Annotated in this window: 23 protein-coding genes and 1 tRNA gene; 14 read left to right on the top strand and 10 right to left on the bottom strand. The window is 65.4% G+C overall.

Translation table 11 applies throughout. The annotated features are described in order from the left end of the window. Nucleotides 1-14: 14 nt before the first annotated feature. From IE00_RS02235 to IE00_RS02220, 4 genes are all read right to left on the bottom strand, one after another. Nucleotides 15-1,055, bottom strand: a complete 1,041-nt coding sequence (locus IE00_RS02235) for an ABC transporter permease (protein ID WP_072295648.1) — start codon at nt 1,053-1,055, stop codon at nt 15-17. Nucleotides 1,056-1,069: 14 nt separating this feature from the next. After that, complete coding sequence (locus IE00_RS02230) at nt 1,070-2,617, bottom strand: sugar ABC transporter ATP-binding protein (RefSeq protein ID WP_139291279.1); 1,548 nt, start codon at nt 2,615-2,617, stop codon at nt 1,070-1,072. 84 nt (nt 2,618-2,701) lie between these two features. Beyond that, on the bottom strand, nt 2,702-3,718 hold the full coding sequence (locus IE00_RS02225) for a substrate-binding domain-containing protein (RefSeq protein WP_083553975.1): 1,017 nt from the start codon (nt 3,716-3,718) through the stop codon (nt 2,702-2,704). A 36-nt stretch (nt 3,719-3,754) separates the two neighbouring features. After that, complete coding sequence (locus tag IE00_RS02220; RefSeq protein WP_083553973.1) at nt 3,755-4,762, bottom strand: ABC transporter permease; 1,008 nt, start codon at nt 4,760-4,762, stop codon at nt 3,755-3,757. A 195-nt stretch (nt 4,763-4,957) separates the two neighbouring features. On the opposite strand from IE00_RS02220, the gene IE00_RS02215 reads away from it, so the two are divergent. Then, nucleotides 4,958-5,986 carry a LacI family DNA-binding transcriptional regulator gene (locus tag IE00_RS02215; protein ID WP_205949640.1) on the top strand — a complete coding sequence of 343 codons (1,029 nt, stop codon included), beginning with the start codon at nt 4,958-4,960 and terminating at the stop codon, nt 5,984-5,986. A gap of 99 nt (nt 5,987-6,085) precedes the next feature. Here the strand turns inward: IE00_RS02215 and IE00_RS02210 are convergent, their stop codons facing one another. Continuing rightward, complete coding sequence (locus tag IE00_RS02210) at nt 6,086-7,402, bottom strand: MFS transporter (protein WP_072295401.1); 1,317 nt, start codon at nt 7,400-7,402, stop codon at nt 6,086-6,088. Between the two features lie 185 nt (nt 7,403-7,587). On the opposite strand from IE00_RS02210, the gene cyoA reads away from it, so the two are divergent. From cyoA to IE00_RS02175, 7 genes are read left to right on the top strand one after another with little or no spacing between them, the layout of a single operon-like run. Beyond that, nucleotides 7,588-8,766: a ubiquinol oxidase subunit II gene (cyoA, locus tag IE00_RS02205; protein WP_083554012.1), complete on the top strand. Its 1,179-nt coding sequence runs from the start codon at nt 7,588-7,590 to the stop codon at nt 8,764-8,766. Nucleotides 8,767-8,790: 24 nt separating this feature from the next. Beyond that, the gene (gene cyoB / locus IE00_RS02200; RefSeq protein WP_072295399.1) at nt 8,791-10,788 is read left to right on the top strand and encodes a cytochrome o ubiquinol oxidase subunit I; all 1,998 of its coding nucleotides are present in this window, start codon (nt 8,791-8,793) and stop codon (nt 10,786-10,788) included. Between the two features lie 3 nt (nt 10,789-10,791). Then, nucleotides 10,792-11,412: a cytochrome o ubiquinol oxidase subunit III gene (cyoC, locus tag IE00_RS02195; RefSeq protein WP_072295398.1), complete on the top strand. Its 621-nt coding sequence runs from the start codon at nt 10,792-10,794 to the stop codon at nt 11,410-11,412. Beyond that, nucleotides 11,412-11,777, top strand: coding sequence for a cytochrome o ubiquinol oxidase subunit IV (gene cyoD, locus IE00_RS02190; RefSeq protein ID WP_072295397.1), 366 nt, complete (start codon nt 11,412-11,414; stop codon nt 11,775-11,777). The genes cyoC and cyoD overlap by 1 nt, the downstream gene beginning before the upstream one ends. Then, the gene (locus IE00_RS02185) at nt 11,774-12,499 is read left to right on the top strand and encodes an SURF1 family protein (RefSeq protein WP_240493768.1); all 726 of its coding nucleotides are present in this window, start codon (nt 11,774-11,776) and stop codon (nt 12,497-12,499) included. Before cyoD ends, IE00_RS02185 begins: the two co-directional genes overlap by 4 nt. 7 nt (nt 12,500-12,506) lie before the next feature. After that, a complete protein-coding gene (locus tag IE00_RS02180; RefSeq protein ID WP_139291278.1) occupies nt 12,507-13,799 on the top strand; it encodes an ATP-binding protein in 1,293 nt (430 codons plus the stop codon). Then, the gene (locus tag IE00_RS02175) at nt 13,796-14,329 is read left to right on the top strand and encodes a response regulator transcription factor (protein WP_072295395.1); all 534 of its coding nucleotides are present in this window, start codon (nt 13,796-13,798) and stop codon (nt 14,327-14,329) included. Before IE00_RS02180 ends, IE00_RS02175 begins: the two co-directional genes overlap by 4 nt. Before the next feature lie 66 nt (nt 14,330-14,395). On the opposite strand, the gene IE00_RS02170 is transcribed toward IE00_RS02175, so the two are convergent. The 3 genes from IE00_RS02170 to IE00_RS02160 form a co-directional block, all read right to left on the bottom strand. Beyond that, a tRNA-Ala gene (locus IE00_RS02170) sits at nt 14,396-14,471 on the bottom strand. A 182-nt stretch (nt 14,472-14,653) separates the two neighbouring features. Further along, nucleotides 14,654-15,049 carry a DoxX family protein gene (locus IE00_RS02165; protein WP_072295394.1) on the bottom strand — a complete coding sequence of 132 codons (396 nt, stop codon included), beginning with the start codon at nt 15,047-15,049 and terminating at the stop codon, nt 14,654-14,656. Nucleotides 15,050-15,106: 57 nt separating this feature from the next. Beyond that, nucleotides 15,107-15,424, bottom strand: coding sequence for a TIGR02300 family protein (locus tag IE00_RS02160; RefSeq protein ID WP_072295393.1), 318 nt, complete (start codon nt 15,422-15,424; stop codon nt 15,107-15,109). Nucleotides 15,425-15,599: 175 nt separating this feature from the next. Between IE00_RS02160 and IE00_RS02155 the strand changes: the two genes are divergently transcribed. Both IE00_RS02155 and IE00_RS02150 read left to right on the top strand, forming a co-directional pair. Further along, a complete protein-coding gene (locus IE00_RS02155) occupies nt 15,600-16,217 on the top strand; it encodes a M48 family metallopeptidase (RefSeq protein ID WP_240493767.1) in 618 nt (205 codons plus the stop codon). Between the two features lie 32 nt (nt 16,218-16,249). Next, nucleotides 16,250-16,894: a GntR family transcriptional regulator gene (locus IE00_RS02150; RefSeq protein ID WP_072295644.1), complete on the top strand. Its 645-nt coding sequence runs from the start codon at nt 16,250-16,252 to the stop codon at nt 16,892-16,894. Nucleotides 16,895-16,900: 6 nt separating this feature from the next. On the opposite strand, the gene IE00_RS02145 is transcribed toward IE00_RS02150, so the two are convergent. Further along, entirely contained in the window at nt 16,901-17,527 is a 627-nt protein-coding gene (locus IE00_RS02145; RefSeq protein ID WP_072295392.1) for a YSC84-related protein, read from the bottom strand. Between the two features lie 74 nt (nt 17,528-17,601). Then, on the bottom strand, nt 17,602-18,597 hold the full coding sequence (gene hemB, locus IE00_RS02140; RefSeq protein ID WP_072295391.1) for a porphobilinogen synthase: 996 nt from the start codon (nt 18,595-18,597) through the stop codon (nt 17,602-17,604). A 98-nt stretch (nt 18,598-18,695) separates the two neighbouring features. Here hemB and IE00_RS02135 point away from each other — a divergent pair, with 98 nt between their 5' ends. The 4 genes from IE00_RS02135 to IE00_RS02120 are packed head-to-tail and all read left to right on the top strand — an operon-like array spanning nt 18,696 to nt 24,502. Continuing rightward, the gene (locus IE00_RS02135; RefSeq protein WP_072295390.1) at nt 18,696-19,268 is read left to right on the top strand and encodes a hypothetical protein; all 573 of its coding nucleotides are present in this window, start codon (nt 18,696-18,698) and stop codon (nt 19,266-19,268) included. Nucleotides 19,269-19,323: 55 nt separating this feature from the next. Next, a complete protein-coding gene (gene mfd, locus IE00_RS02130) occupies nt 19,324-22,782 on the top strand; it encodes a transcription-repair coupling factor (RefSeq protein WP_072295389.1) in 3,459 nt (1,152 codons plus the stop codon). After that, complete coding sequence (locus IE00_RS02125; RefSeq protein WP_072295388.1) at nt 22,779-23,906, top strand: aminodeoxychorismate synthase component I; 1,128 nt, start codon at nt 22,779-22,781, stop codon at nt 23,904-23,906. Before mfd ends, IE00_RS02125 begins: the two co-directional genes overlap by 4 nt. Continuing rightward, on the top strand, nt 23,867-24,502 hold the full coding sequence (locus tag IE00_RS02120; protein WP_240493766.1) for an aminotransferase class IV family protein: 636 nt from the start codon (nt 23,867-23,869) through the stop codon (nt 24,500-24,502). Before IE00_RS02125 ends, IE00_RS02120 begins: the two co-directional genes overlap by 40 nt. Nucleotides 24,503-24,597: the final 95 nt, after the last annotated feature.

The following is a 24,597-nucleotide window of genomic DNA, read 5'->3' as shown; positions in this document are numbered from 1 at the left end:
GGTCTCTCCGGGTTTCAGATGTTGGTCTTGCGGTCGCGCAAGACGAAGAAGGCTGCGGCAAGCAGGATGAAGGCGCCGACGACGACGCGTTGCCAGGTGCTGGGAATCCCCACGAGGACCAGCACGTTGTTCACGACCGTCACCAGAAGGACGCCGATGACCGTGCCCAGGACCGTTCCCGTGCCACCGGTGATCCGCGCCCCGCCCAGGATCACGGCGGCGATCACGATGATCTCGGTTCCGGCGAAATCGAACGGGTTGGCCATGCGGTTGGCCGAGGCCTGGATGGCGCCCGCCATCCCCGCCAGGCCGCCCGCAAAGGCGAAGGCGAAGACATGCACCGCGCGCAGGTTGTAACCCAGCCTGTCGGCGACATCCGCCTTGCCGCCGACCGCGAAGATGGCGCGACCCATCAGCGTCCGGTTGAAGACGAACCAGGTCAGCACCGCTGCCAGCGGCAGGCTGAGGAAATAGACCGGAAGGCTGACCGTGACGCCGCTGCCGGTGGTGATGTCGATCAGCGACCACTGCCCGAAGGCGACCATCTGCGGTGGCAGTTCCATCAGCCAGACCGTTCCCACGAAGACCAGCAGGATGCCGCGAAAGACGTAAAGCGTGCCGATGGTCACGATCAGCGCCGGGGCCCTGAGTTCATGGACCAGCACCCCGTTCACGGCCCCCAGCAAAACGCCGACGCCGACGCAAAGCAGGATGATCAGCGCCATCGGCATGTCGGGAAAGACGTTGAGGACCAGCGTGCTGATCCCGTACATGGCCACGGCACCGACGGCCGGAAACGACACGTCGATGCCGCCCGAGGCCAGCACCGTGAAGACGCCAAGGGCAAAGAGGCCTGTCACCACGCTGGCGCGGCCCATGTCGATCAGCGATGATGGCTGCAGGAAGGCCGGGTTGATGGCGGCGACCGAGGCGCAGATCAGGACCAGCAGCAGCAGGCTGACCGCTTCGGGATGGGCCTGCAGGAAGGAAAAGAGCCTGGGGGCGCGACGGCCGGGGGCGGCTTTTCCGGCGCTGTCCGAGAGAGGGTCGTTCATGTGCTGCACCACGGTCATTCTGCAAGCTCGCTTTGGCTGGCCAGCATGGATTGATAGATGCGATCCTCGTCCGCCTCGGTGGCGCGAAGATCCTCGACGATGCGGCCGGCATTCATCACCAGGATACGGTCGCAATTCTGAAGCAGTTCCGGCAGGTCGTCCGACACGATCAGCAGCCCGATCCCGCGGTCGGCCATGTCCTGGATCGCGCGGAAGATGGTTTCCTTGGACCCCACGTCGACGCCGACCGTGGGGCCGTGAAGGATCAGCAGGCGCGGGTTGATGCTCAGCCAGCGACCGATCAGGACGCGCTGCTGGTTGCCGCCCGACAGGGCGCCGACGGGAAGATCGATATCGGCAGTGTTCAGCTTCATCTCGGCGGCGATCCGGTGGGCGGCCTCGCGGCCCTTGCCGCGATCGATCAGGCCGAAACGGCTGGCGATGCGGCCCAGGATCAGCGGCACGGCATTTTCCAGGATGGATTTTTCGATGAACAACCCTTCGGACAGGCGGTCTTCGGGGACATAGCCGATGCCGTGGTCGATGGCTTCGGACGGGGACCCGATGCTGACCGGCCTGTCGTCCAGGCTGATGGTGCCCGCATCGATCGGCAGGTGGCCCGCCAAGGCCATGGCCAGTTCGTTGCGGCCCGAATCGGACAATCCGGTGATCCCCAGGATCTCGCCGCGATGCAGGCTGAAGCTGATGTCGCGAAAGCTTCCCGATCGGCCAAGCCGCGTCGCGGTCAGCAGCACCTTCGATTCCGGGGCGCCCTTCCGGTAACGCACGGATTCGATGGCGCGGCCGGTCATCAGCTCGGCCAGCTGCCCGCGGGTAAAGCCCTTGATGGGGCACTGCGCCACGCTCAGCCCGTCGCGGAACACGATGGCATCCCCGCCGATCCGATAGCATTCCTCCAGCTTGTGGGTCACGAACAGGACCGCGACATTGCTGTCCAGCAGCCGGTTGACCACCTCGATCAGCGTTTCGACCTCGTGCCGGGTCAGCGACGTGGTCGGTTCGTCCATTATCACCAGACGTGCCTCGGCGGCGATGGCGCGGGCGATGGCGACGCGCTGACGGATCGCCAGGGGCAGGTCGCCCACGACGCTGTTCATCAGCGCCCGGTCGGGGTCCAGGCCCACCTTGCTCAGCGCGGCGGCGGCCGTGTCATGGACGCGCTGCCGGTCCAGGAACCGCAGCAGGCGGCCATGCCCGGCCACCAGCTGTTCGCCCAGGGCGATGTTTTCGGCCACCGTCAGGTTCGGCAACAGCGACAGGTCCTGATAGACGGTCTCGATTCCGGCCTCCAGCGCGGCCATGGGCGTCAGCTTGGGGATCAGCGCGCCATCCAGAAAGATGCTTCCCTCGGTCGGGGCATGGGCGCCCGACATGATCTTGATGACGGTGCTTTTGCCGCAGCCGTTCTCACCCAGCAGGTGATAGGCCTTTCCCGCCTCGATCGTCAGATCGACCCCGGAAAGGGCGCGCACGCCGCCGAACCGCTTGTGGATGCCGCGAAGCTCCAGGAAGGGGGCGTCGGAACTGGATCTGTCTCTCATCGAAGAAGGCTCCCCTGGGGCGATGTCGTGATGTCGGACCGCCCGGACGGATAGTGCCGGGCGGTCCCTGTCAGGAACGGACGATCAGAACAGGCGCTCGGCGTAGGTGTCCTTGTCGACGATCACCATGCCGTTGCCGACCACCAGCTTGCCGTCCCCGGCGCCCTGGGTGACCGAAACCGCCTCATAGCCCTCGACGCCCAGGTCCATGCCATCGGTCAGCTCGCCCCCCTCCAGCAGGATGCGGGCGACCTCGTTCATAGCCATGCCGGCCTTTTGCGGGTCCCAGAAACCGATGGCGGTGATGGCGCCGCTGTCCAGATAGGCCGCCGACGGGTTCGGCAGGCCGGTGCCCACAAGGCAGACCTTGCCGGTCAGGCCCGCTTCCTCGATCGCGCGACCGACGCCCAGGACGTCATTGCCGGCCGAGGTCTGGAAGCCCTTGATGTCGGGATGCTTGCGCAGGATCTCCTTGGCGGTCTCGTAGGTGCCGTTGGCATCGTCGAAGGATTCGTTGTTCGGATCGACCAGTTCCATGCCGGGATACTTGGCGGCGTTCTCCTCGCCGGCGCCGACCCATTGCATGTGCGTGCGGCTGCCCAGGGACCCCACGAAGGTCGTCCACTTGCCTTCCTGGCCCATGCATTCGGCCAGTCGTTCGTTCAGCGCCGCGCCGTATTCGGCGTTGTCGAAGGCCTCGATATTGGCCATCGTGTTGACCTGGTTGTCGGCCTCGTGGGTCACGACGATGGTGCCGCGGTCGATGGCGCGCTTCAGCAGGCCTTCCAGGACGCCGGGGTCCATCGGCACGACGGCCAGGGCGTCGGTGCCCCGGGCGATCAGATCCTGGACGATCTGCAGCTGCTGGGCCGAATCCGCGGTGGCGGGGCCGACCTGAGAGATGGTCATCTCGGGGTGTTCCTCGGCATAGAGGTCGACGCCGGTTTCCATGCGGTCGAACCACGGGATGCCGCTGATCTTCACGACGGTGGTGATGGTCTTGCCGTCCTGCGCCCATGCGGCCGATCCCGCCACGGTCATCACCGTGGTCAGAAGGGCGGCCTTCAGGCCGGTGGTCAGCGCGTGATGTCTGGTCGTCATTTTCTATCTCCTCAGTAGAAAACCCTCATCCTCCCGTCATTCCGCGGCGCGAGGGAGACGCCGGGAAGGTGCGAAGGCGGCGATCTGGTTGATCAGATCAAAGCGCGCCACGGCCAGGAAACACAGCAGCAGGATCCCCCAGGCCAGATCTCGGACGAAATTGGACAGCCCGATGAAGTTCAGCAGGCTGGACAGCAGCTGCAGCACCACCGCCGCCAGGATCACGTTCACGACGCGTCCATGGCCGCCCTGCGGGCGCACCCCCGCCATCACCGCAATCAGGATCGCGACCAGCAGGTAGGACGTGCCATAGTCCCATTTCACGTTGACGTTGCGCGCCGCGATGATGATCCCGGCGATCCCCGCCAGCAGCCCCGAGATCGCATAGGTGGTCGTGATGATCCGCACGCCGCGGAACCCGCTATAGACGGCGGCCTTGGGGTTCGCGCCGGTCAGCATCAGGCGCATCCCGTAAGGGGTCAGCCGCAGGATGGCGGCCAGCACGACGCCGATCGCGACGAAGATTAGGAAGCTGATCGGCATGCCGAAGATCACGCCGTTTCCAAGGGCATAGAGGGGATCGGGCGCACCGATGGTCAGGGACCGGCCATCGGACAGCACCACCGCGATGCCGGTGAACAGCATCTGGGTCCCCAGCGTCGCCAGGATCGGGGTGATGTTGAACCGAGAGATGATGATCCCGTTCAGGATCCCCGCCAGCAGGCCCACGATCATGCAGCCCAGGGCAAAGGTCAGAGTGAACAGCGCGGGCGCTTCGGTCGCGTCGAAAAGAGAGATGGCGACGATCCCCGCCGCGACGCCGGACATGTTGGCATTGGCAATTCCCGACAGGTCGATGCCGCCATTGCCCGCGCACATCGCCAGCATGACGCCGATCGCCAAGAGCCCGATTTCGGGGACCTGCGTCGCCATGGATTGCAGATTGAAGGGCGACAGGAAGGCGCCGTCCGACACCAGCCCGCCAAGGGCCAGAAGCACCACGCTCAGAACGCACAGCACCAGCAGGTTCGCATCGCGTCTCACTATCTCTCCTCCCCAGGATTTAGTAAAACTTACGCTTGATTTAGTAAAACGCTAGCAGCAAGTTGTCAGTCGCGCAACGGCTTTGTAGAGGTGACACCGCAACGAGCGCTGGGCTTCGAGGCGGTCGGTCCTGTATGAGAGCCGAAATCTGAGAAAGCGGGTATTCGAAGGATGGATGGACCAGTCAGCAAACCCGTGACTTTGCGCCAGGTGGCCGAACGCGCCGGGATCTCGGCCTCGACCGCGTCGCTTGTGCTGAATGGCAAGGGTGACATCACGCAGGGCACCCGCGACCGCGTGCTGGCCGCGGCCGCCGAACTGGGCTATGCCCCACGGCCATCCAGAACCCGGTCCGATGCCACGCCGACGCTGCGTTTCCTCAAGCTGTCCAAGCATGGCGAGACGGTGAACCGCGACCACAATCACTTCATCTCGGACTATATCGACGGCATGTCGCATGCCGCCACGCGTCGGGGCTATACCCTGGAAGTCGTGGCGCATGAGGGTCTGGACATGTCCGTCCTGTCGAATACGGGCGATGTGCAGGGGCAGGTGATCCTAGGCACCGAACTGTCCGAGGATGATATCGAGGCGCTGTCGCCCGGTCGGCATCCGACCGTCTTCATCGACACCTATCACCGTCACTTAAGTGCGAATTTCGTGGACATGGACAATGATCAGGCCGTCTTCGCCGTGGTCTCGCATCTGAAAACGGCCCGATTCGAACGCATCGGGTTTGTCGGCAGCCATTCGGATGTGGCGAATTTCCGGCTGCGGGACGAAGCGTTCCGCCGCGCCTGCGCCAGCCTGGGCATCAAGGTGGCCCGGCAGGACATCCTGAGCGTGGCGGCCACGCGTGAGGGCGCCTATGCCCAGGCCAGACAGCATCTTGCGGCGCAGGACGGCATTGCGGATGCCTATTTCTGCGTGAACGACATCGTCGCCCATGGGCTGATGCGTGCGCTGCAGGAAATTGGTCACCGCATTCCCGACGATGTCGCCGTGGTGGGCTTTGACAATCTGCCGATGAGCAGCCTGCTGTCGCCCGCGCTGTCCACGGTCGATGTCCCCAAGCGCCAGATCGGTGCGATGGCCGTGAACCTGCTGGACGACATCATCAACAGCAGCCGACCCCAGCCCCCGATGAAGGTGCTGGTCACGGGCCGGTTGATCCTGAGGGACAGCACCGGCGCGAAGAAGCGGCCCGGGCCGACGCCCGCCTGAACCCTTCGTCATGGCGCTTACCAGGCATGCCGAAAAAAAGCGGCGAAGCGATGATCGCTTCGCCGCCTGTTCAGGCCGACGCGCAGGCCGGGGCAGGGGTCAGGACTGGAAATCCAGCTGCTTGGTCATGCGCAGCGCGATATAAGTGCAGATCGCGCCCGACAGCAGATAGGCGCCGCCGCTCCACAGGCCGAAGGTGCTGGACAGCAGCAGCGCCACCACGGGGGCAAAGCCCGCGCCGATCAGCCAGGCGATGTCCGAGGTCAGCGCCGATCCGGTATAGCGGTAGCGTTTGGAAAAGCGTGCCGCGACCGCGCCCGAACATTGGCCGAAGGACAGGCCCAGGATGGCAAAGCCCACGACCATGTAGATCACCTCGCCCACGGCTCCGCCATTCAGCAGCAGGGGCGCGAACAGTGCAAAGATGCCGATCGCGACGGAACACATCGACAACAGGCGCAGGCGTCCGATCCGGTCCGCCACGATCCCCGACATCATCACCGCCAGCAGGCCGATGACGGCGCCCACGATCTCGATCACCAGGAAACCGGCGGGGGATTCGTCGGTGAACAGGAACACCCAGGACAGCGGATAGACCGTCACCATGTGGAACAGTGCAAAGCTGGCCAAGGGCGTGAAGGCCCCCAGCAGCAGGTGGCGGCCTTCGGCCTTGATGGTCTCGCTGGCGCGGACAGGGGTCAGTTCCAGGTTGTCGAACTGCTTTTCGTATTCCGGCGTCGCGATGATGCGCAGGCGGGCGAACAGCGCCACCACGTTGATCGCGAAGGCCACGAAGAAGGGATAGCGCCAGCCGAAATCCAGGAAATCGCGCGCGCTGAGGCTGGTGACCAGAAAGACGAACAACCCGCTGGCGACGATCAGCCCCAGCGGTGCGCCCAACTGCGGGATCATCGCGTACCAGCCCTGGCGCCCCTTGGGGGCGTTCATCGCCAGAAGAGACGCCAGGCCGTCCCAGGCCCCGCCAAGCGCCATCCCCTGACCGATGCGCAGGATCGCCAGGAACAGGATCGCATAGGCGCCGACCTGTTCATAGCTGGGCAGGAAGGCCAGCATCGCCGTCGATGCCCCCAGCAGGAACAGCGCCGATGTCAGCTTGGCCCCGCGCCCGTAATTCTTGTCGATCAGCGTGAAGACCGCGGTGCCGACGGGGCGGGCGATGAAGGCCAGCGCGAAGATCGCGAAGGAATAGAGCGTCCCGCGCAGCGGATCGGTGAAGGAAAAGATCAGGTCGGGAAAGACCAGGACCGATGCGATGGCATAGACGAAGAAATCGAAAAATTCGGATGTCCGCCCGATGACGACGCCGATGGAAATCTCGCTGGGTTCCAGCGGGACCGGCGCGTCGTGATGCGCGCGGGCGTCCTTTTCGGCGATGGTCGAGGCTGTGCTGGTCATGCCGCTGTTGCTCCGTTCGCGATTGTCATGAATTCAGCGGCGTTCCTGCGCCTGTTCGCAGGATATGTGCATTGGGCAAATTGTCCAATGTCGGTCCCGTGGCGCGGGGCGTATCGCTGCGGCTCGGCGTGGCCCCGGCCCGCCCCAAACCCGTCATTTCATGGACCATCGGACTGGAAAACGCCTTGAAACGTTTGCACCTTACCGCCCTGTTGACCCTCCCGGCCCTTCTGTCCGCATGTGATGCGGTGGTCCTGTCGCCGTCGGGCGACGTGGCAGCGCGGCAAAGGGATGTCCTGGTCACCTCGACCCTGCTGATGCTGCTGATCATCGTTCCGGTGATCTGCCTGGTGGTCTTCTTCGCGTGGAAATACCGCGCCTCGAACACCGATGCCACCTATGCCCCCGACTGGAGCCATTCGACCAAGCTGGAGGTGGTGATCTGGGCCGCGCCGCTGCTGATCATCATCTGCCTTGGGGGGCTGACCTGGGTCGGCACGCATCTTCTGGACCCCTATCGCAAGCTGGACCGCATTTCGAAAGAGATGGTGGTGACCGACGAACACGAACCGCTGCAGGTCCAGGTGGTGTCGCTGGATTGGAAATGGATGTTCATCTATCCCCAATACGGCATCGCGACCGTGAACGAACTGGCCGCCCCCGTCGACCGCCCGATCGAGTTCAAGCTGACCTCGTCCTCGGTGATGAACGCCTTCTATATCCCGACGCTGGCCGGCATGATCTATACCATGCCTGGCATGGAAACCGCCCTGCACGGCGTCATCAACGAAGAGGGCGTCTATGACGGGTTTTCGTCCAACTATTCCGGCGCGGGCTTTTCCGGCATGCGCTTCAAGTTCCACGGCATGGACGATGCGGGCTTTGATGACTGGGTCGCTGATGTCCAGGCGCAGGACGCCACGCTGGACCGCGACACCTATCTGGACCTGGTCCAGCCTTCCGAAAACGTTCCCCCCATGCATTTCGCGGGCGTCGAGGACGGTCTCTACCACGACATCCTGAACATGTGCGTCGAACCGGGCCAGATGTGCATGAACGACATGATGATGCAGGACATGCACACCCGATCCGGCGGCGCCGAGATGGCCCATGGCCAGCATCAGGGCCAGCATGCCGATCACGGCGCCATGTCCCATGACGGTCACGGCATGGAGGGCATGGATGTCAGCCGCAACGGCGGCGAGGACGAAATGCAGTCCGACACCCCCGAGGCCGACAAGACCGCCACCGATGCCGACAGGCGCATGCTGCGCGGTCATGGGCTGGGCCGGGACTTCATGCCCCTGTTCCAGCCCGATCCCGCCCAGCCCGATGCCACCCAGCCCAATCCCGACAACCAGTAATCGGACCGAACCATGACATCGCCCATGCAAGATCCGAACACCTCCTTCCTGTTCGGTCGCCTGACATTCGACGCCATACCGCTGCACGAACCCATCCTGGTCGCCACCTTCGCGGTGGTGGCCCTGGGCGGGATCGCCGGGGTTGCCGCGCTGACCTATTTCCGCCTCTGGGGCTATCTGTGGTCCCAGTGGTTCACCTCGGTCGATCACAAGAAGATCGGCATCATGTACATGATCCTGGGTGTCGTCATGCTGCTGCGCGGCTTTGCCGACGCGATCATGATGCGCCTGCAGCAGGCGATGGCGTTCGGCGGGTCCGAGGGCTATCTGAACGCCCACCATTATGATCAGGTCTTCACCGCGCATGGCGTGATCATGATCTTCTTCGTGGCCATGCCGATGGTGACGGGCCTGATGAACTATGTCGTGCCCCTGCAGATCGGCGCGCGGGACGTGTCCTTTCCGTTCCTGAACAACTTCTCGTTCTGGATGACGGTGGGCGGCGCTTTGATCGTCATGATGTCGCTGTTCATCGGCGAATTCGCCATGACCGGCTGGCTGGCCATGCCGCCCCTGTCGGGGGCCGAGGCAAGCCCGGGCGTCGGCGTCGACTACTATATCTGGGGGCTTCAGATCGCGGGCGTGGGCACGACCCTGTCGGGCATCAACCTGCTGGTCACCATCATCAAGATGCGCGCGCCCGGCATGACCATGATGAAGATGCCGATCTTCACCTGGACCTCGCTTTGCACCAACGTTCTGATCGTGGCGTCCTTCCCGGTGCTGACGGCCGTCCTGGTGCTGATGACGCTGGACCGCTATGTCGGCACGCATTTCTTCACCAACGACATGGGCGGCAATCCCATGATGTACGTGAACCTGATCTGGATCTGGGGCCATCCGGAGGTCTATATCCTGATCCTGCCCGCCTTCGGCATCTTCTCCGAGGTGACCTCGGCGTTCTCGGGCAAGCGGCTCTTCGGCTATACCTCGATGGTCTATGCGACGGTCTGCATCACGATCCTGTCCTATCTGGTCTGGCTGCACCACTTCTTCACCATGGGGTCGGGCGCGTCGGTGAACTCGTTCTTCGGGATCACCACGATGATCATCTCGATCCCGACGGGGGCCAAGCTGTTCAACTGGCTGTTCACCATGTATCGCGGCCGCGTGCGGTTCGAACTGCCGATGCTGTGGACCATCGCCTTCATGATCACCTTCACCGTGGGGGGGATGACGGGCGTCCTGCTGGCCGTGCCGCCCGCCGATTTCGTGCTGCACAATTCGCTGTTCCTGATCGCGCATTTCCACAACGTCATCATCGGCGGCGTGCTGTTCGGCCTGTTCGCGGGGATGAACTATTGGTTCCCCAAGGCCTTCGGCTTCAAGCTGGATGAATTCTGGGGCAAGATCTCGTTCTGGTTCTGGGTCGCGGGCTACTGGTTCGCCTTCACGCCGCTTTACGTGCTGGGCCTGATGGGCGTGACGCGCCGGATGCGGGTCTTCGACGACCCCAGCCTGCAGATCTGGTTCATCATCGCGGGCTTCGGCGCGGCACTGATCGCGGTGGGCATCGCGGCCTTCCTGATCCAGATCGCCGTGTCCGTCCGCGACCGCAAGAAGAACCGCGACGTCACGGGCGATCCCTGGCAGGGGCGGACGCTGGAATGGGCGACCTCGTCGCCGCCGGCCGACTACAATTTCCCCTTCACGCCGGTGGTCCATGACATCGACGCCTGGCACGACATGAAGTCCCACGGCTATGAACGTCCGCTGACCGGATACGAGGCGATCCACATGCCCCGGAACACGGGCGCGGGGGTCATCATCGCCGGCCTCAGCGTGGCCTGCGGCTTCGCCCTTGTCTGGTACATCTGGTGGCTGGCCGCCCTGTCCTTCCTGGGCATCCTGGCGGTGGCGATCGGCCATACCTTCAACACCAAGCGCGACTTCTACATCCCGGTCCAGACCGTGGTGGATACCGAAGCCCGTCGCACCAAGCTGATCGAAAGCGGGGCATAAGCCATGTCATCCACCGTCACCCAGACCGGCCCGCGCCAGTTCCACCTGGATCACGAACCCCACCTGCCCGAAGGCGCCAGCACCATGCTGGGGTTCTGGATCTATCTGATGAGCGATTGCCTGATCTTCGCGGTCCTTTTCGCCGTCTATGCGGTCCTTGGCCAGAATTACGCCGGCGGCCCGGGGCCCAAGGAACTGTTCGACCTGGAGCTGGTCGCGCTGAACACCGCGATGCTGCTTTTGTCGTCGATCACCTACGGCTTTGCGATGCTGGAAATGGCGCGCAGGCGTCAGACCATGATGCTGGTCTGGCTGGGTATCACGGGGCTTTTCGGCGCGGCCTTCCTGTCGATCGAACTTTACGAATTCAGCCACCTGATCCACGAGGGAGCGACGCCCGGCCGTTCGGCCTTCCTGTCGTCCTTCTTCGCGCTGGTGGGCACGCATGGCCTGCACGTCACCTTCGGCATCATCTGGCTGGTGACGCTGATGGTGCAGGTGCTGCGCACGGGGCTCACGGCCTCGAACACGCGCAGGCTGATGTGCCTGTCGCTGTTCTGGCACTTTCTGGATGTCATCTGGATCGGGGTCTTCACCTTCGTATATCTCATGGGGATGATCTGATGAGCACGCACGACACCCACGACCATGCGGATGGCCATGACCACGGCAGCGTCCGGTCCTATGCGACGGGCTTTGTCCTGTCGGTCATCCTGACGGCGATCCCCTTCGGCCTGGTCATGGCCGGGGGGCTGGCCAGCCGCATGCTGACGGTGATGATCGTCCTTGGCATGGCGGTCGCCCAGATCGTCGTCCACATGATCTATTTCCTGCACATGAACACCAAATCCGAAAAGGGCTGGACGATGATCTCGCTGGTCTTCACCATCGTGGTTCTGGTCATCATGCTGTCGGGGTCTGTCTGGGTCATGTATCATATGAACGCCAACATGATGCCGATGCCGCAGGGGATGACGGGGCAGTCGTGACCGCCCCCGCCCGCCATCGCATGTCCGGTCCCGCCCTTGCCATCCTGGCAGGGGCGACACTGCTTCTGACGGCGATGTTCCTGTCGCTTGGGGTCTGGCAGGTGCAGCGCCTGCACTGGAAGCAGGACTTGATCGCCCGCGTCGATGCCCGGCTGGCCGCCGATCCCGAACCCGTGCCGCTGCCCGCCACCTGGGACGCCCTGTCTGCGACCACGGACGAATACCGCAAGGTGACCCTGCGCGGCATCTTCGAGCATGACGATGAAACACTGGTCCAGGCCGTGACCGAACGGGGCGGGGGCTTCTGGGTGATGACGCCGCTGGACACACCGGACGCCACCTATCTGGTCAATCGCGGCTTCGTGCCGCCTGAACGGCGCGACCCTGCCACCCGCCGCGCGGGCCAGATCGCCGGTCCGGTCACCGTCACCGGTCTGCTGCGCATGTCCCAGCCCAAGGGCGCCTTTTTGCGCGACAACGATCCGGCGAATGACCGCTGGTATTCCCGCGATGTCGCGGCGATCATGGCCGGACATGACGGTCCCGTCGCGCCCTTCTTCGTCGATGCCGATGCCACCCCCAATCCGGGCGGCCTGCCGGTGGGCGGCCTGACGGTGGTGGCCTTTCGCAATTCGCACCTGACCTATGCGCTGACATGGTTCGCCCTTGCGGCCGGAACGCTTGGCGCGGCATTCCTGGTCTGGCGACACGGACGAAGGTAGGCTGCGGGTGATCGGAAACGGGACGATCCTTGAACCGACCCCCGGCGGGGCCGATACCGACCTGAAGAACCTGCGCCTGCTGGTGCAGCTGCGCTGGCTGGCCATCGCCGGGCAGCTGGTCACAATTCTGTTCGTGGAACTGGTCCTGAACATCGACCTGCCGCTGGCCTTCATGGCCATGACGCTTGGCGCACTGCTGAGCCTGAACCTTGTCAGCATCCATTGGCTGCGCCGCAAACGGGCGCCCGGTCTGGCTTGGGTGCTGCTGATCGACATCCTGCTGCTGACGGTGCAGCTGAGCCTCAGCGGTGGGGGGCGCAATCCCTTCATCGCCATCTATCTTCTGCAGGTGACGCTGGCGGCGGTGCTGCTGCGGCCCGGCCAATGCTGGCGGCTGGTCGGCCTGACGGCGCTGCTGACCGCGATGCTGACGCGGGTGCATCTGCCGCTGCGCCTGCCGGAATACGAACCCTTCTTCACCACCTATCTGTCGGGCATGCTGGTCGCATTGCTGATCGACGCGGTGCTGATCGTGACCTTCGTGACGCGCATCAACCGCAACCTGCGCGACCGCGACGCGCGCCTTGCCGCCCTGCGCCAGCATGCCGCCGAAGAGGATCACATCGTCCGCATGGGCCTTCTGGCATCGGGGGCGGCGCATGAATTGGGCACGCCCCTGGCCTCGATCTCGGTCATCCTCAGCGACTGGCGGGCGATTCCTGCCACCGCGAACGATCCCGAATTGCAGCATGACATCGCCCAGATGCAGAAGGCGGTCGATCGCTGCAAATCCATCGTCAGCGGCATCCTGGCATCCTCGGGCGAATTGCGGGGCGAGGATCCGGTGCCGACCTCGGTCGGCGAATTCCTTGACGACATTTTGGCCGAGTGGTCGGAAAACCACGATCACGCGCCGCTGAAGCTGCGCAATCAGGTCAGTCCCGACGTCAGGATCCTGGCCGACGCGGCGCTGACCCAACTGGTCACCACGGTGCTTGATAATGCCCACGAGGTCTCTCCGGATTGGGTCGAGCTGACGGCAGCGGTGCGGGGGGAGCATCTTGTCATCCGGGTCGGCGACCGGGGGCCGGGTTTTCGCGCTGACGTTCTGGCGAACCTGGGCAAGCCCTATAACTCCAGCAAGCCCGGTCAGGGCAGGGGGCTGGGCCTGTTCCTGGTGGTCAATGCCGTCCGCAAGCTGGGCGGAGATGTCACAGCCTCGAACCTGACGGGGGGCGGTGCGTTGGTCACGCTGAAGCTGCCCCTGGACAAGCTGTCCGTCACCGGAGACCGCAGATGACCCCCGATGCCCATATCCTGATCGTCGAGGATGACGACGACCTGGCGCAGACCCTGCAGCGGTCGCTGGAACGCCGCGGCTTCGCGGTCAGCCGCTTCTCCTCGGCCGAGGAGATGCGCAATGCGACCATGCCGGTGATGCCCAGCCATGCGGTGGTCGACCTGAAGCTGACGGGGGATTCGGGGCTGACCTGCGTGGACTATCTGCACCGGCTGAACCCCGACATGCGCATCGTCGCGCTGACGGGCTTTGCCAGCATCGCCACCGCGGTCGAGGCGATCAAGCTGGGCGCGGCCCATTACCTGACCAAGCCTTCGGGGACGGATGATATCCTGGCCGCCTTTGAACGCGGCGAAGGCGACGCCGACATCCAGCCCGATGGCCGCCCGACCACGATCAAGACGTTGGAATGGGAAAAGATCCACGAGACGCTGCTGGCCACGGATTTCAACATCTCCGAAACCGCGCGACGTCTGGGCATGCATCGCCGGACATTGGCGCGCAAGCTGGCCAAGTGGCAGGTGCGATAGGGCGGCACCGAAAGGCGAAAAGGCAGGGGGACACCAAAAACAGCGCTGAATTCATCAGGAGGTTTTTGGTGGAGCCAAGGGGAGTCGAACCCCTGACCTCTTGCATGCCATGCAAGCGCTCTACCAACTGAGCTATGGCCCCACGTCTTGTCTGCTTCGGCGCCTGGCGCCTTGGCTGTGAGGGGGTCTATAAGGGTGGGCGCGGAGGGGTGCAAGCGGAAAAAAGACGGCTTGCAGGATTTTTTCGCCGCCCCCCTCCGATCAGGGGCAAACGCGCGTAAAGCGTTGGGAAAACAAGGCCCGAAGGCCTTGTTCAGGCAGGCATCATGCCTCGCGGTTGGTGGCGCGGTCGACGCTGAAGGCGCCGGGTCCCGCAAAGACGAAATACAGGAACACGAAGCAATAGAGGATCGCCGCATCCCCGCCGTTCAGCGCCGGGAAGGGGCTTTGCGGTGCATGGGCGATCCAATAGGCGGCCGCCATCAGGCCCGACAGCACGAAGGCCACGGGGCGGGTGAACAGCCCCAGGATCAGCAGCGCGCCGCCGACCAGTTCCAGGACGCCCGCGATCCAGGGCAGGGACATCACCGCAGGGTTCATGTCGCTGGCGGGAAAGCCCAACAGCTTCTGGGTGCCATGGGCAAAGAAGATCAGTGCGGACACGATGCGCAGAACGCCCAGCATCTGCTGCTGGTATGCGCCAAGACCTTTGAACGGCATTCTGTGTTCTCCAAGGGTGAAAGAAAGGGCCGCGCTGTGTCGCGCGGCCCCGGGGGATCAGTCTTCGTCGTCGTTGGCGACGTCGGCGATTTCGTCCAGCGACACGTCGCCATCGTCATCGTCGTCTTCCAGCAGATCGTCGTCGAGATCGTTCGAATCGTCGTCGATATCCTCGTCGTCATCCGTGGTGGTCTGGGTGTTGCCGCGCGCCTGGTTCTTTTCGGGCGTCACGGATTTGCCGCGGCTGTCGGTCAGGCTGTCCAACGTGAACTGGTTGTTGCAGGCCGGGCAGACCATCGGATCGGCCTTCAGGTCGTAGAAACGGGTGGCGCAATGCGGGCACAGGCGTTTGGTGCCCCATTCCTCTTTGGGCATGGTATTCTCCTTCAGCCGCGATTAGGGGAAATCGGGATGGCCCCTGCCATAGAGGCCGGGATGTGTCAAAGGCTTTATCTGGCAGGCCGGGGCAGGCAAGGCAAGCATGGATCAGCGGATCACCCTTTCGGACGGATCACAGTTGCGCTTGCGACGCTCGGCGCGGGCGCGGCGGATGACCTTGCGCGTCCCGCAGGACGGAACCGGCCCCATCCTGACGCTGCCCCTGCGCGTACCGCTGGACCAGGGGGTGGATTTCGCGGAATCGCGCCAGGGATGGCTGCAGCAGGCAGCGTTGCGCGTGCCCGGGCGCCAGGTTGCCGCGCATGGCGCGCAGATCCCGGTCGAGGGGCGGACCCTGCGGATCACCCCGGCCGCCATCCGGCAGGTGCAGGTCCAGGGCGATGACCTGCTGGTGCCGCAGGGGCGTCCGGCGGGCGTGGTCGTGGCCGCATGGTTGCGGCAGGTGGCGCTGGCGCGGCTGCGTCCGGCCTGCGACGGTTTTTCGGCGGCACTGGGGCGCCCCTATCGCGCGATCGCCCTGCGTGACACGCGATCGCGATGGGGCAGCTGCACCCATGATGGGCGGCTGATGTTTTCGTGGCGGCTGGCCATGGCCCCGGCATCCGTCCTGACCTATGTCGCCGCGCATGAGGTCGCGCATCTGGCGCATATGGACCATTCGACGCGCTTCTGGGCGCAGGTCCGTGACCTGATGCCCGATCACGCGCCGCATCGCGCTTGGTTGAAGGCCCATGGCGGCGACCTGATGCTGTGGCAATTCCGCGATTGACGCGCGCCGTCGATGTGATCACAAACGGGGGCATGAGCATATCCCGCCCCACCGAAACCGCAGCCCATGAACGGCTGTATCGCGCCCTGCGCAGCCAGATCATGCTGGGCGAACTGCCGCCCGGCAAGGCGCTGACCCTGCGCGGGCTGGCGGCGGAACATCATCTGTCGATGACCCCCGCGCGCGAGGCCGTGCGCCGCCTGGTGGCCGAAGGCGCGCTGACCCTGTCCGGGTCGGGCCGGGTGGCGACGCCTGCCTTGTCGGATGAGCGGATCGAGGAACTGGCCGCCCTGCGCGCCCTGATCGAGCCCGAGCTGGCCGCCCGCGCACTGCCCCGGGCGCATTTCGCGCTGATCGACCGGCTGGCGACCATGAACGGTCGGATCGCGGATGCGGTCGAACGTCATGATGCGGTGGGCTATATCCGCTGCAACCTGGATTTCCACCGGATGCTGTATTTGCGCGCGCAGGCCCCCGCGATGCTGGCGATGCTGGAAACCATCTGGCTGCAGCTGGGGCCGACGATGCGGGCGCTGTACGGGAGGGTGAAGCGGAACGAACCGCCCCGCCATCACCGGATGATCCTGGCCGCGTTGCGGGCGGGCGATGAGCCCGCCCTGCGGCTGGCCGTGCGCGCGGATGTCACGCACGGCCTGCGGCATCTGACCTCGGCCTGACGGGTCTCAGCCGGGCATGCCCATGGGCGGCAGGCCAAGATTGCCGAAACTGATCTCGGGCAGGGTCGAGGGGATGATGCGGTTGTATTTCGTGCCCTCGATCGCCGCCCCGGCGATCAGGCCCGACTGGCCGAAGATCATCGCGACGACCGGGAACTGGGCGCTGAACGTGTCGGCCCCGACCGCCATGCCGCCTGCCGGCACCGCATAAAAGGCGCCCGCCCCCGCGACCCAGCCGGGCGCGGCGCGGAAGGCCGCCAGCGCCTGGTCGGTCTGGAAGATCAGCACATGGGCATATTGCTGGGCACCGGCCTGAAATCCCACCGTGGCACGCGTCGCGCTGTAGTAATCGACGGTCTGCCCGCCGATGCGCAGCGCGCCCTGGCCATAGGCCCCGCCGACGCCAAGCGCCGCTTCCGTCATCAGCGGCATGTAAAGGACGCCGCGCGCATTCTGCAGCAGCGGCGCCGAGGCGGGATAGGTCGAGACCAGGTATTGATGGGTCTGGTCGACCCGCCCGTCCAGTTGCGCCGGCCCGTTGGTCCCGACCGCGTTGGTGCAGCCCGCGGCCAGCAGGGCCGCGCCGCCCGATGCCAGAAGGGTCCGGCGGGACAGCTTGGTGGAAATGCTCATGTGTCGCCCTCGTTCACGATATGCGGGGGCTTATCCTGCCCCGATTGGCGCAAAGGATACGCGACCGGGCAAGGTCACGCCAGCATCTCGGCCACGGTGGGCGCGAAATAGCTGAGAACCCCGTCGCAACCCGCGCGCCGGAAGGCCAGCAGGCTTTCCACCATCACGTCGCGCGACAGCCAGCCGTTGCGGATCGCGCCCTCGATCATCGCGTATTCGCCGCTGACCTGATAGGCGAAGGTGGGCGCGCCGAATTCGTCCTTCACCGCGCGGCAGATGTCCAGATAGGGCATGCCGGGTTTGACCATGACCATGTCAGCGCCCTCGGCCAGGTCGCGGGCGACGCAGCGGATCGCCTCGCCGCGGTTGGCGGGGTTGATCTGATAGGTCTTCTTGTCGCCGACCAGCCGCCCCGAGGCCCCCACCGCGTCGCGGAACGGTCCGTAATAGGCACTGGCAAATTTCGCCGCATAGGACAGAATGGCGGTGTTCTTGTGGCCCGCCCGTTCCAGCGCGCCGCGCAGCGCCGCGATGCGCCCGTCCATCATGTCGCTTGGCCCCAGGATGTCGGCCCCGCATTCGGCCTGGACCAGCGCCATGCGCACCAGCGCCTCGATGGTCTCGTCGTTCAGGATTTCCCCGTTCACGACCAGCCCGTCATGGCCATTGGCGTTATAGGGGTCCAGCGCGATGTCGGTCATCACGACCAGTTCGGGCACGGTTTCCTTGACGGCGCGGATGGCCTGGTTGCCGATGTTGTCGGGGTCCCAGGCGCGTTCGCAGCCTTCGGTCCGCAGGTCGCTGTCGGAATGGGGAAAGATGCAGATGGCGGGGATGTTCAGCCGCGCCGCGCGTTCGGCGGCGCGCTTGACGCCGTCGATGGTCAGGCGGTCCACGCCGGGCATCGAGGCGATCTCGCCCTCGGCGCCCTGCACTTCGGTCACGAAGATCGGCCAGATCAGGTTGGCGGGCGTCAGGTTCACCTCGGACACCATGGCGCGGATGTTGGCACTGCGGCGCAGGCGGCGCAGACGGCCGGCGGGGAAGGGGGCGATGATCGGGTTGGCCATGCGGAGGCTCCTGCCTTTTGGGGTGGGACAACCGGGCGGCTTTCCCTTGGTTGAAACCCGATCTAAGGTCACGCGCAGCCAAGGACAAGGAACTGCTCGTGCCGCAAGTCAACAGCCTGATCGGGTTTCTGGACAGCCGCTCATTCATGACGATCTGGTATTGGCTGGCACTTGTCGGCATGTGGTCGGCCACCGGGCGCAGCATCATGGGCATCCCGTCGGACGTGGTGGCGCGCGCGCGTGCGGCGCTGGCGGCGGGGCAGGGCGACGACCCGTCGGTGCTGACGCTGCTGGACTGGCTGTCGTTGGTGCTGCCGCGCTGGCGGCTTGGCACGACCGAGGGCGCGGTCTTTCTGGGCCTGACCTCGTTCGGGCTGACCTCGCTGGCGGTTCTGGGCTTTGTCTTCTGGCTGGAGCTGGCGCAGGCGATGTTCCTGCTGCTGATGCCGTTCTGGCTGCTGTTCTGGATGCGGGTGCGACTGGCCCGCCGCGTGACGCCCCTGGTCGATGCCGCCCAGCTGGCGCAGATCCCCCCCGACAAGGCCGCGCGCGACGCCGCCCGCATGATGACATGGCACCGCCGTTGGATCACCGTCCTGTCGATGGTCTCGGTCCTGACCACGGTTCTTTGGGGATCGGCATGGGCGCTTTTGCATCCCAACGGCCTGTGATGGACCATGCCCCGATCCGCTTGACTTCACGCCCCCGCAATATACCTGAGCATCCATGTCCCAGCAGTTGATCCTTTCCGGCGCCCCCGAAGGTTACGATGCGGCGCTGATCGCCCGCGAAGCCGCGCGGCCCGACAATCGCGGCGCGCCCGTGATCCATGTGGCCCGCGACGACCGGCGCATGGCCGCCACCCGTGCGGCGCTTGCCTTCATGGCCCCGCAATTGGTCGTTCTGGATTTCCCCGCATGGGACACGACGCCCTATGACCGCGTCTCTCCCGCGCCAGAGATCCAGGCGGCGCGCATGGCCACGCTGGCGGCGCTGGCGCAGGGTGCCGTCAAGGGACCCTTCGTGCTGCTGACTTCGCTGAATGCGGTGCTGCAGCGCGTGCCGCCGCGCGACCTGGTGCGGGCCACGGCCTTTACCGCCCGCGTCGGCGACCGCATCGACGACGAGGCGCTGCGCCGGTTTCTGGTCCGCATGGGCTTTGTGCAAAGCCCCACCGTGACCGAGCCGGGCGATTACGCCATCCGCGGCGGCATCATCGACATCTTTCCCCCCGGTGAAAGCGGCCCGATCCGGCTGGACCTGTTCGGCGACGTACTGGACGGGGCGCGGCGTTTCGACGCGGTCACGCAGCGCACCACCGAAAAGCTGACCCGGATCGAGCTGGCCCCCATGTCCGAGGTGATCCTGGACGAGGAGGCCATTACCCGCTTCCGCCAGAATTATCGCGCCGAATACGGGCTTGGCACCAGCGATCCGCTGTATGAAAGCGTCAGCGCCGGGGCCAAGACCAGCGGCATGGAACATTGGCTGCCCTGGTTCCACGAACGGATGGAGAGCCTGTTCGACTACATGCCCGGTGCCTCGGTCGTGCTGGACGGTCATGTGGGCCAGGTGGTCGACGCCCGCCGCACGATGATCCGCGAACAGTTCGAGGCCCGCTGCGCCGCCATGAAGGCCAAGGGTCGCAGCGACACCGTCTACAAGCCCGTGCCGCCGGATGCGATGTTCCCGACCGATGCCGAATGGAACGAATGGCTGTCGCCGCACCGGGTGCTGCGCCTGTCGGTCCTGAACCAGCCCCCCGGACCGGGCGTGCTGGATGCGGGCGGCCGGGCGGGGCGCAATTTCGCCCCCGAACGCCAGGCGGAATCGATCAACCTGTTCGGCGCGCTGGCCGATCACATCAAGGCGCTGCGCAAGGATCACCGCGTGGTTCTGGCCAGCTTCTCGGACGGGGCGCGCGAACGGCTGGCGGGGCTTTTGAAGGACGAGGGGCTGACCGATGCCCTGTCCATCGTCGATCTGCGCGATCTGCCCGACCGCAAGGGCGCCCTGGGCCTGACCGTCTGGCCGCTGGACGAGGGGTTCGTGGCCAAGGGGCAGGCACTTGGCGATATCGCGGTGATCTCGGAACAGGATGTCTTGGGCGACCGGATGATCCGGGGCGCCAAGAAGCGGCGCAAGGCCGACAATTTCCTGAAGGACACCCAGACCCTCTCGCCGGGCGACCTGATCGTGCATGTCGAACACGGGATCGGGCGCTATACCGGGATCGAGACGATCACCGCCGCCGGTGTGCCGCATGACTGCGTGGCGCTGGAATATGCGGGCGGCGACCGGCTGTATCTGCCGGTGGAAAACATCGAACTGCTGTCGCGCTACGGCCACGAAGAGGGCCTGCTGGACAAGCTGGGCGGTGGCGCATGGCAGGCCCGCAAGGCGCGGCTCAAGGAACGCATCAAACTGATCGCGGACAAGCTGATGCGCATCGCCGCCGAACGCCTGCTGCGACCCGCCCCCGTGCTGGAGCCCGAGGAGCACGAATGGCAGCAATTCGCCGCCCGCTTCCCCTATAGCGAAACCGACGATCAGGCCGCCGCCATCGAGGACGTGCAGGAGGACCTGGCCGCAGGCCGCCCCATGGACCGTCTGGTCGTGGGCGACGTGGGTTTCGGCAAGACCGAGGTCGCCATGCGCGCCGCCTTCATCGCCGCCAGCCAGGGAATGCAGGTCGCGGTCGTGGCGCCGACCACCCTGCTGGCGCGCCAGCATTACCGCAGCTTTGCCGAACGCTTCCGCGGCACAGCCATCAATGTCCGCCCCCTGTCGCGTTTCGTCAGCGCCAAGGATGCCAGCGCCACCCGCGCCGGTCTGGCCGATGGCAGCGTCGATATCGTGGTGGGCACCCATGCGGTTCTGGCCAAACAGGTGCGGTTCAAGAACCTGGGCCTGCTGGTCATCGACGAGGAGCAGCATTTCGGCGTCGCCCACAAGGAACGCCTGAAGGAACTGCGCAGCGACATCCACGTCCTGACGCTGACCGCCACCCCCATTCCGCGCACCCTGCAGCTGTCGCTGACCGGCGTGCGCGACCTGTCGGTGATCGGCACGCCCCCCGTCGACCGCCTGGCGATCCGCACCTATGTCAGCGAATTCGACAGCGTCTCGATCCGCGAGGCCCTGCTGCGCGAGAAATATCGCGGCGGGCAAAGCTTCTTCGTCGTGCCGCGCCTGACCGATCTGCCCGATGTCGAACATTGGCTGACCGAGAACATGCCCGAGGTGACCTATATCGTCGCCCATGGCCAGCTGGCGGCGGGCGATCTGGATCAGCGGATGAACGCGTTCTATGACGGCAGCCATGATGTGCTGGTCGCCACGACCATCGTGGAAAGCGGGTTGGACATCCCGACGGCCAACACCATGGTCGTCTGGCGGTCCGACATGTTCGGCCTGTCGCAACTGTACCAGATCCGGGGACGGGTCGGGCGGTCCAAGACCCGTGCCTATTGCTATCTGACGACGAAACCGCGCAGCCCGCTGACCCCGCAGGCAATGCGGCGGCTGAAGTTCCTGGGCTCGATCGACAGCCTTGGGGCGGGGTTCAACCTGGCCAGCCAGGATCTGGACCTGCGCGGCGCGGGCAACCTTCTGGGCGAGGAACAATCCGGCCATATCAAGGAGGTCGGGTTCGAGCTGTACCAGGCCATGCTGGAGGAAACGATCGCCAAGCTGAAATCGGGCGAGATCGAGGGCACGCCTGATGACGAATGGGCGCCCCAGCTGAACCTGGGCGTGCCGGTCACCATTCCCGAAAGCTTCGTCCCCGATCTGGACGTGCGGCTTGGCCTTTATCGTCGCCTGGCCGAACTGACCACCAAGGTCGAGCTGGAGGGCTTTGCCGCCGAACTGATCGACCGCTTCGGAACGCTTCCGCGCGAGGTGAACACCCTGCTGCTGGTCATCCGCATCAAGGCGATGGCCAAGCGCGCCAATATCGCGCGGCTGGATGCGGGGCCGAAAGGGGCCACGATCCAGTTCCATCAGGACCGCTTCCCGAACCCAGCCGGTCTGGTGGAATTCCTGACCGACCAGAACGGGCAGGCCAAGGTGACCGACAACAAGATCTTCGTGGGTCGCACCTGGAGTTCGGACGCCGACCGCATCAAGGGCGCCTTTGCCATCGCCCGCGATCTGGCCGCCAAGGCCAAGGCCGCCAAGTGAGCGGTCGGGTCCGCTTCGATCACGGCCCGCTTGGCGGTGGGACCGATTTCATCGCCCCGCAGACGGTGATCCGCGCCGACAGCATCGCGGGCGTCGGTCCGGCGCTGGCGGCGATGCAGGCCGCGCAGGACCGGGGCGCGTGGCTGGCGGGCTATCTGTCCTATGAGCTGGGACATGCGATGTCGCCGCGGCTGGCGCCCCTGATGCCCGCGGACCGCCAGATGCCGTTGATTCTGATGGGGGTTTTCGACCGGCCCCGCCCCGCCGATCCCTTGCCCGATCCCGCAGGCGTCGGCATCGGTCCGGCACGACCCCTGTGGGACAGGGCGCGATATGATGCGGCCATCGCCGCCGTGCATGATTACATCGCGGCGGGCGACACCTATCAGATCAACCTGACCTTCCCGATGGAGGCGGAGGTCGCGGGCGATCCCTTGCAGATCTATGCCGCCCTTGCGGCGCGCCAATCCGTTCCCGAAGGGGCCTTCGTCGATCTGGGCGGCCCGCAGATCCTGTCCCGCAGCCCCGAACTGTTCTTTGCCATCGACGATCAGGGCGTCATCCGCACGCGCCCCATGAAGGGCACCGCCGCGCGTGGGGCGACGCCGGCAGAGGACGCCGCCGCCGCCGCCGGGCTGGCCGCATCGGAAAAGAACCGGGCCGAGAACCTGATGATCGTCGATCTGCTGCGCAACGACATCAGCCGCATCTGCCGCCCCGGCAGCGTGCGCGTGCCGCAGCTGTTCCATATCGAACATTACGCGACGCTGCATCAGATGGTTTCGACGGTGGAAGGACAGCTGGCCCCCGGAGTCGGGCTGGCGCAGGTGCTGGGGGCGCTGTTTCCCTGCGGGTCGATCACCGGGGCGCCCAAGATCCGGTCGATGCAGATCATTGCGGAACTGGAGGCCGCCGCGCGCGAGGTCTATTGCGGGGCGATCGGCTGGGTCGATCCGGCCGGGCCGATGCGCTTCAACGTGGCGATCCGGTCCCCCTGGATGATCGCGCCCGACCGGTTGCGTCTGAATGTCGGGGGCGGCATCGTCCATGACAGCGAAACCGGATCCGAATGGGAGGAAGCCCTGTGCAAAGCCGCATTCCTGAACCTGTCCCCCAAGGGCTGACCCTGTTCGAGACCATGCGCGCCGAACCCGACGGGACGATCCGGCGCTGGCCGCTGCATCTGGCGCGGCTGGAACGTGGCTGCGCGGCAGTGGGTTTTTCCTTTGATGCCGATGCGGCCAGTGCAGCCTTGCAGTCGCTGCCCCAAGGGCAGGCCCTGCGCGTTCGGATGGTGGTGGATGCGGGCGGGGCGATCAATGTCACCCACGCGCCAGCCCCCGAATCGCCATCGGAATGGCGGGTGGCGATCGCGGATCAGCGGCTGCGGGCGGGGGATCCTTGGCTGGGGATCAAAAGCTCGGCCCGCGGGGTCTATGATGCGGCGCGGGCCGAAATGCCGGATGGGGCGGATGAGGTCATTTTGCTGAATGGCGAAGGGCAGGTCTGCGAAGGCAGCATCACCAACCTGTTTCTGCTGCGCGACGGGCGGATGCTGACCCCGCCGGTCGCATGCGGTCTGCTGCCCGGCGTGCTGCGGGCCGAACTGTTGGCCAGCGGCATGGCCCGTGAAGAAATCCTGATGCCCGGGGATCTGACCGAGGGTCGCCTGTTTTGCGGCAATGCCCTGCGTGGTTTGATCCCGGCGCGCCTGATCTGAACGCGAAGCGCGGACGACCCCCATCGAAGGGGTCGCCCGCGCTTTTGCCACCCGTCGCGGATGTCGCATAGAAACCGCCCCGCCCTTTGGAGGGG

Source organism: Paracoccus sp. SM22M-07, assembly GCF_001887735.1.
Classification (GTDB): domain Bacteria; phylum Pseudomonadota; class Alphaproteobacteria; order Rhodobacterales; family Rhodobacteraceae; genus Paracoccus.
This window is presented reverse-complemented; position numbering and strand designations above follow the sequence as displayed.

Bases quoted from the DNA above. Each gene is read 5' to 3' on its own strand.
- IE00_RS02235 (WP_072295648.1), bottom strand. From the start codon at position 1,055: ATGAACGACCCTCTCTCGGACAGCGCCGGAAAAGCCGCCCCCGGCCGT.
- IE00_RS02230 (WP_139291279.1), bottom strand. From the start codon at position 2,617: ATGAGAGACAGATCCAGTTCCGACGCCCCCTTCCTGGAGCTTCGCGGC.
- IE00_RS02225 (WP_083553975.1), bottom strand. From the start codon at position 3,718: ATGACGACCAGACATCACGCGCTGACCACCGGCCTGAAGGCCGCCCTT.
- IE00_RS02210 (WP_072295401.1), bottom strand. From the start codon at position 7,402: ATGACCAGCACAGCCTCGACCATCGCCGAAAAGGACGCCCGCGCGCAT.
- cyoB (WP_072295399.1), top strand. From the start codon at position 8,791: ATGCAAGATCCGAACACCTCCTTCCTGTTCGGTCGCCTGACATTCGAC.
- cyoC (WP_072295398.1), top strand. From the start codon at position 10,792: ATGTCATCCACCGTCACCCAGACCGGCCCGCGCCAGTTCCACCTGGAT.
- cyoD (WP_072295397.1), top strand. From the start codon at position 11,412: ATGAGCACGCACGACACCCACGACCATGCGGATGGCCATGACCACGGC.
- IE00_RS02175 (WP_072295395.1), top strand. From the start codon at position 13,796: ATGACCCCCGATGCCCATATCCTGATCGTCGAGGATGACGACGACCTG.
- IE00_RS02165 (WP_072295394.1), bottom strand. From the start codon at position 15,049: ATGCCGTTCAAAGGTCTTGGCGCATACCAGCAGCAGATGCTGGGCGTT.
- IE00_RS02160 (WP_072295393.1), bottom strand. From the start codon at position 15,424: ATGCCCAAAGAGGAATGGGGCACCAAACGCCTGTGCCCGCATTGCGCC.
- IE00_RS02155 (WP_240493767.1), top strand. From the start codon at position 15,600: ATGACCTTGCGCGTCCCGCAGGACGGAACCGGCCCCATCCTGACGCTG.
- IE00_RS02150 (WP_072295644.1), top strand. From the start codon at position 16,250: ATGAGCATATCCCGCCCCACCGAAACCGCAGCCCATGAACGGCTGTAT.
- IE00_RS02145 (WP_072295392.1), bottom strand. From the start codon at position 17,527: ATGAGCATTTCCACCAAGCTGTCCCGCCGGACCCTTCTGGCATCGGGC.
- hemB (WP_072295391.1), bottom strand. From the start codon at position 18,597: ATGGCCAACCCGATCATCGCCCCCTTCCCCGCCGGCCGTCTGCGCCGC.
- mfd (WP_072295389.1), top strand. From the start codon at position 19,324: ATGTCCCAGCAGTTGATCCTTTCCGGCGCCCCCGAAGGTTACGATGCG.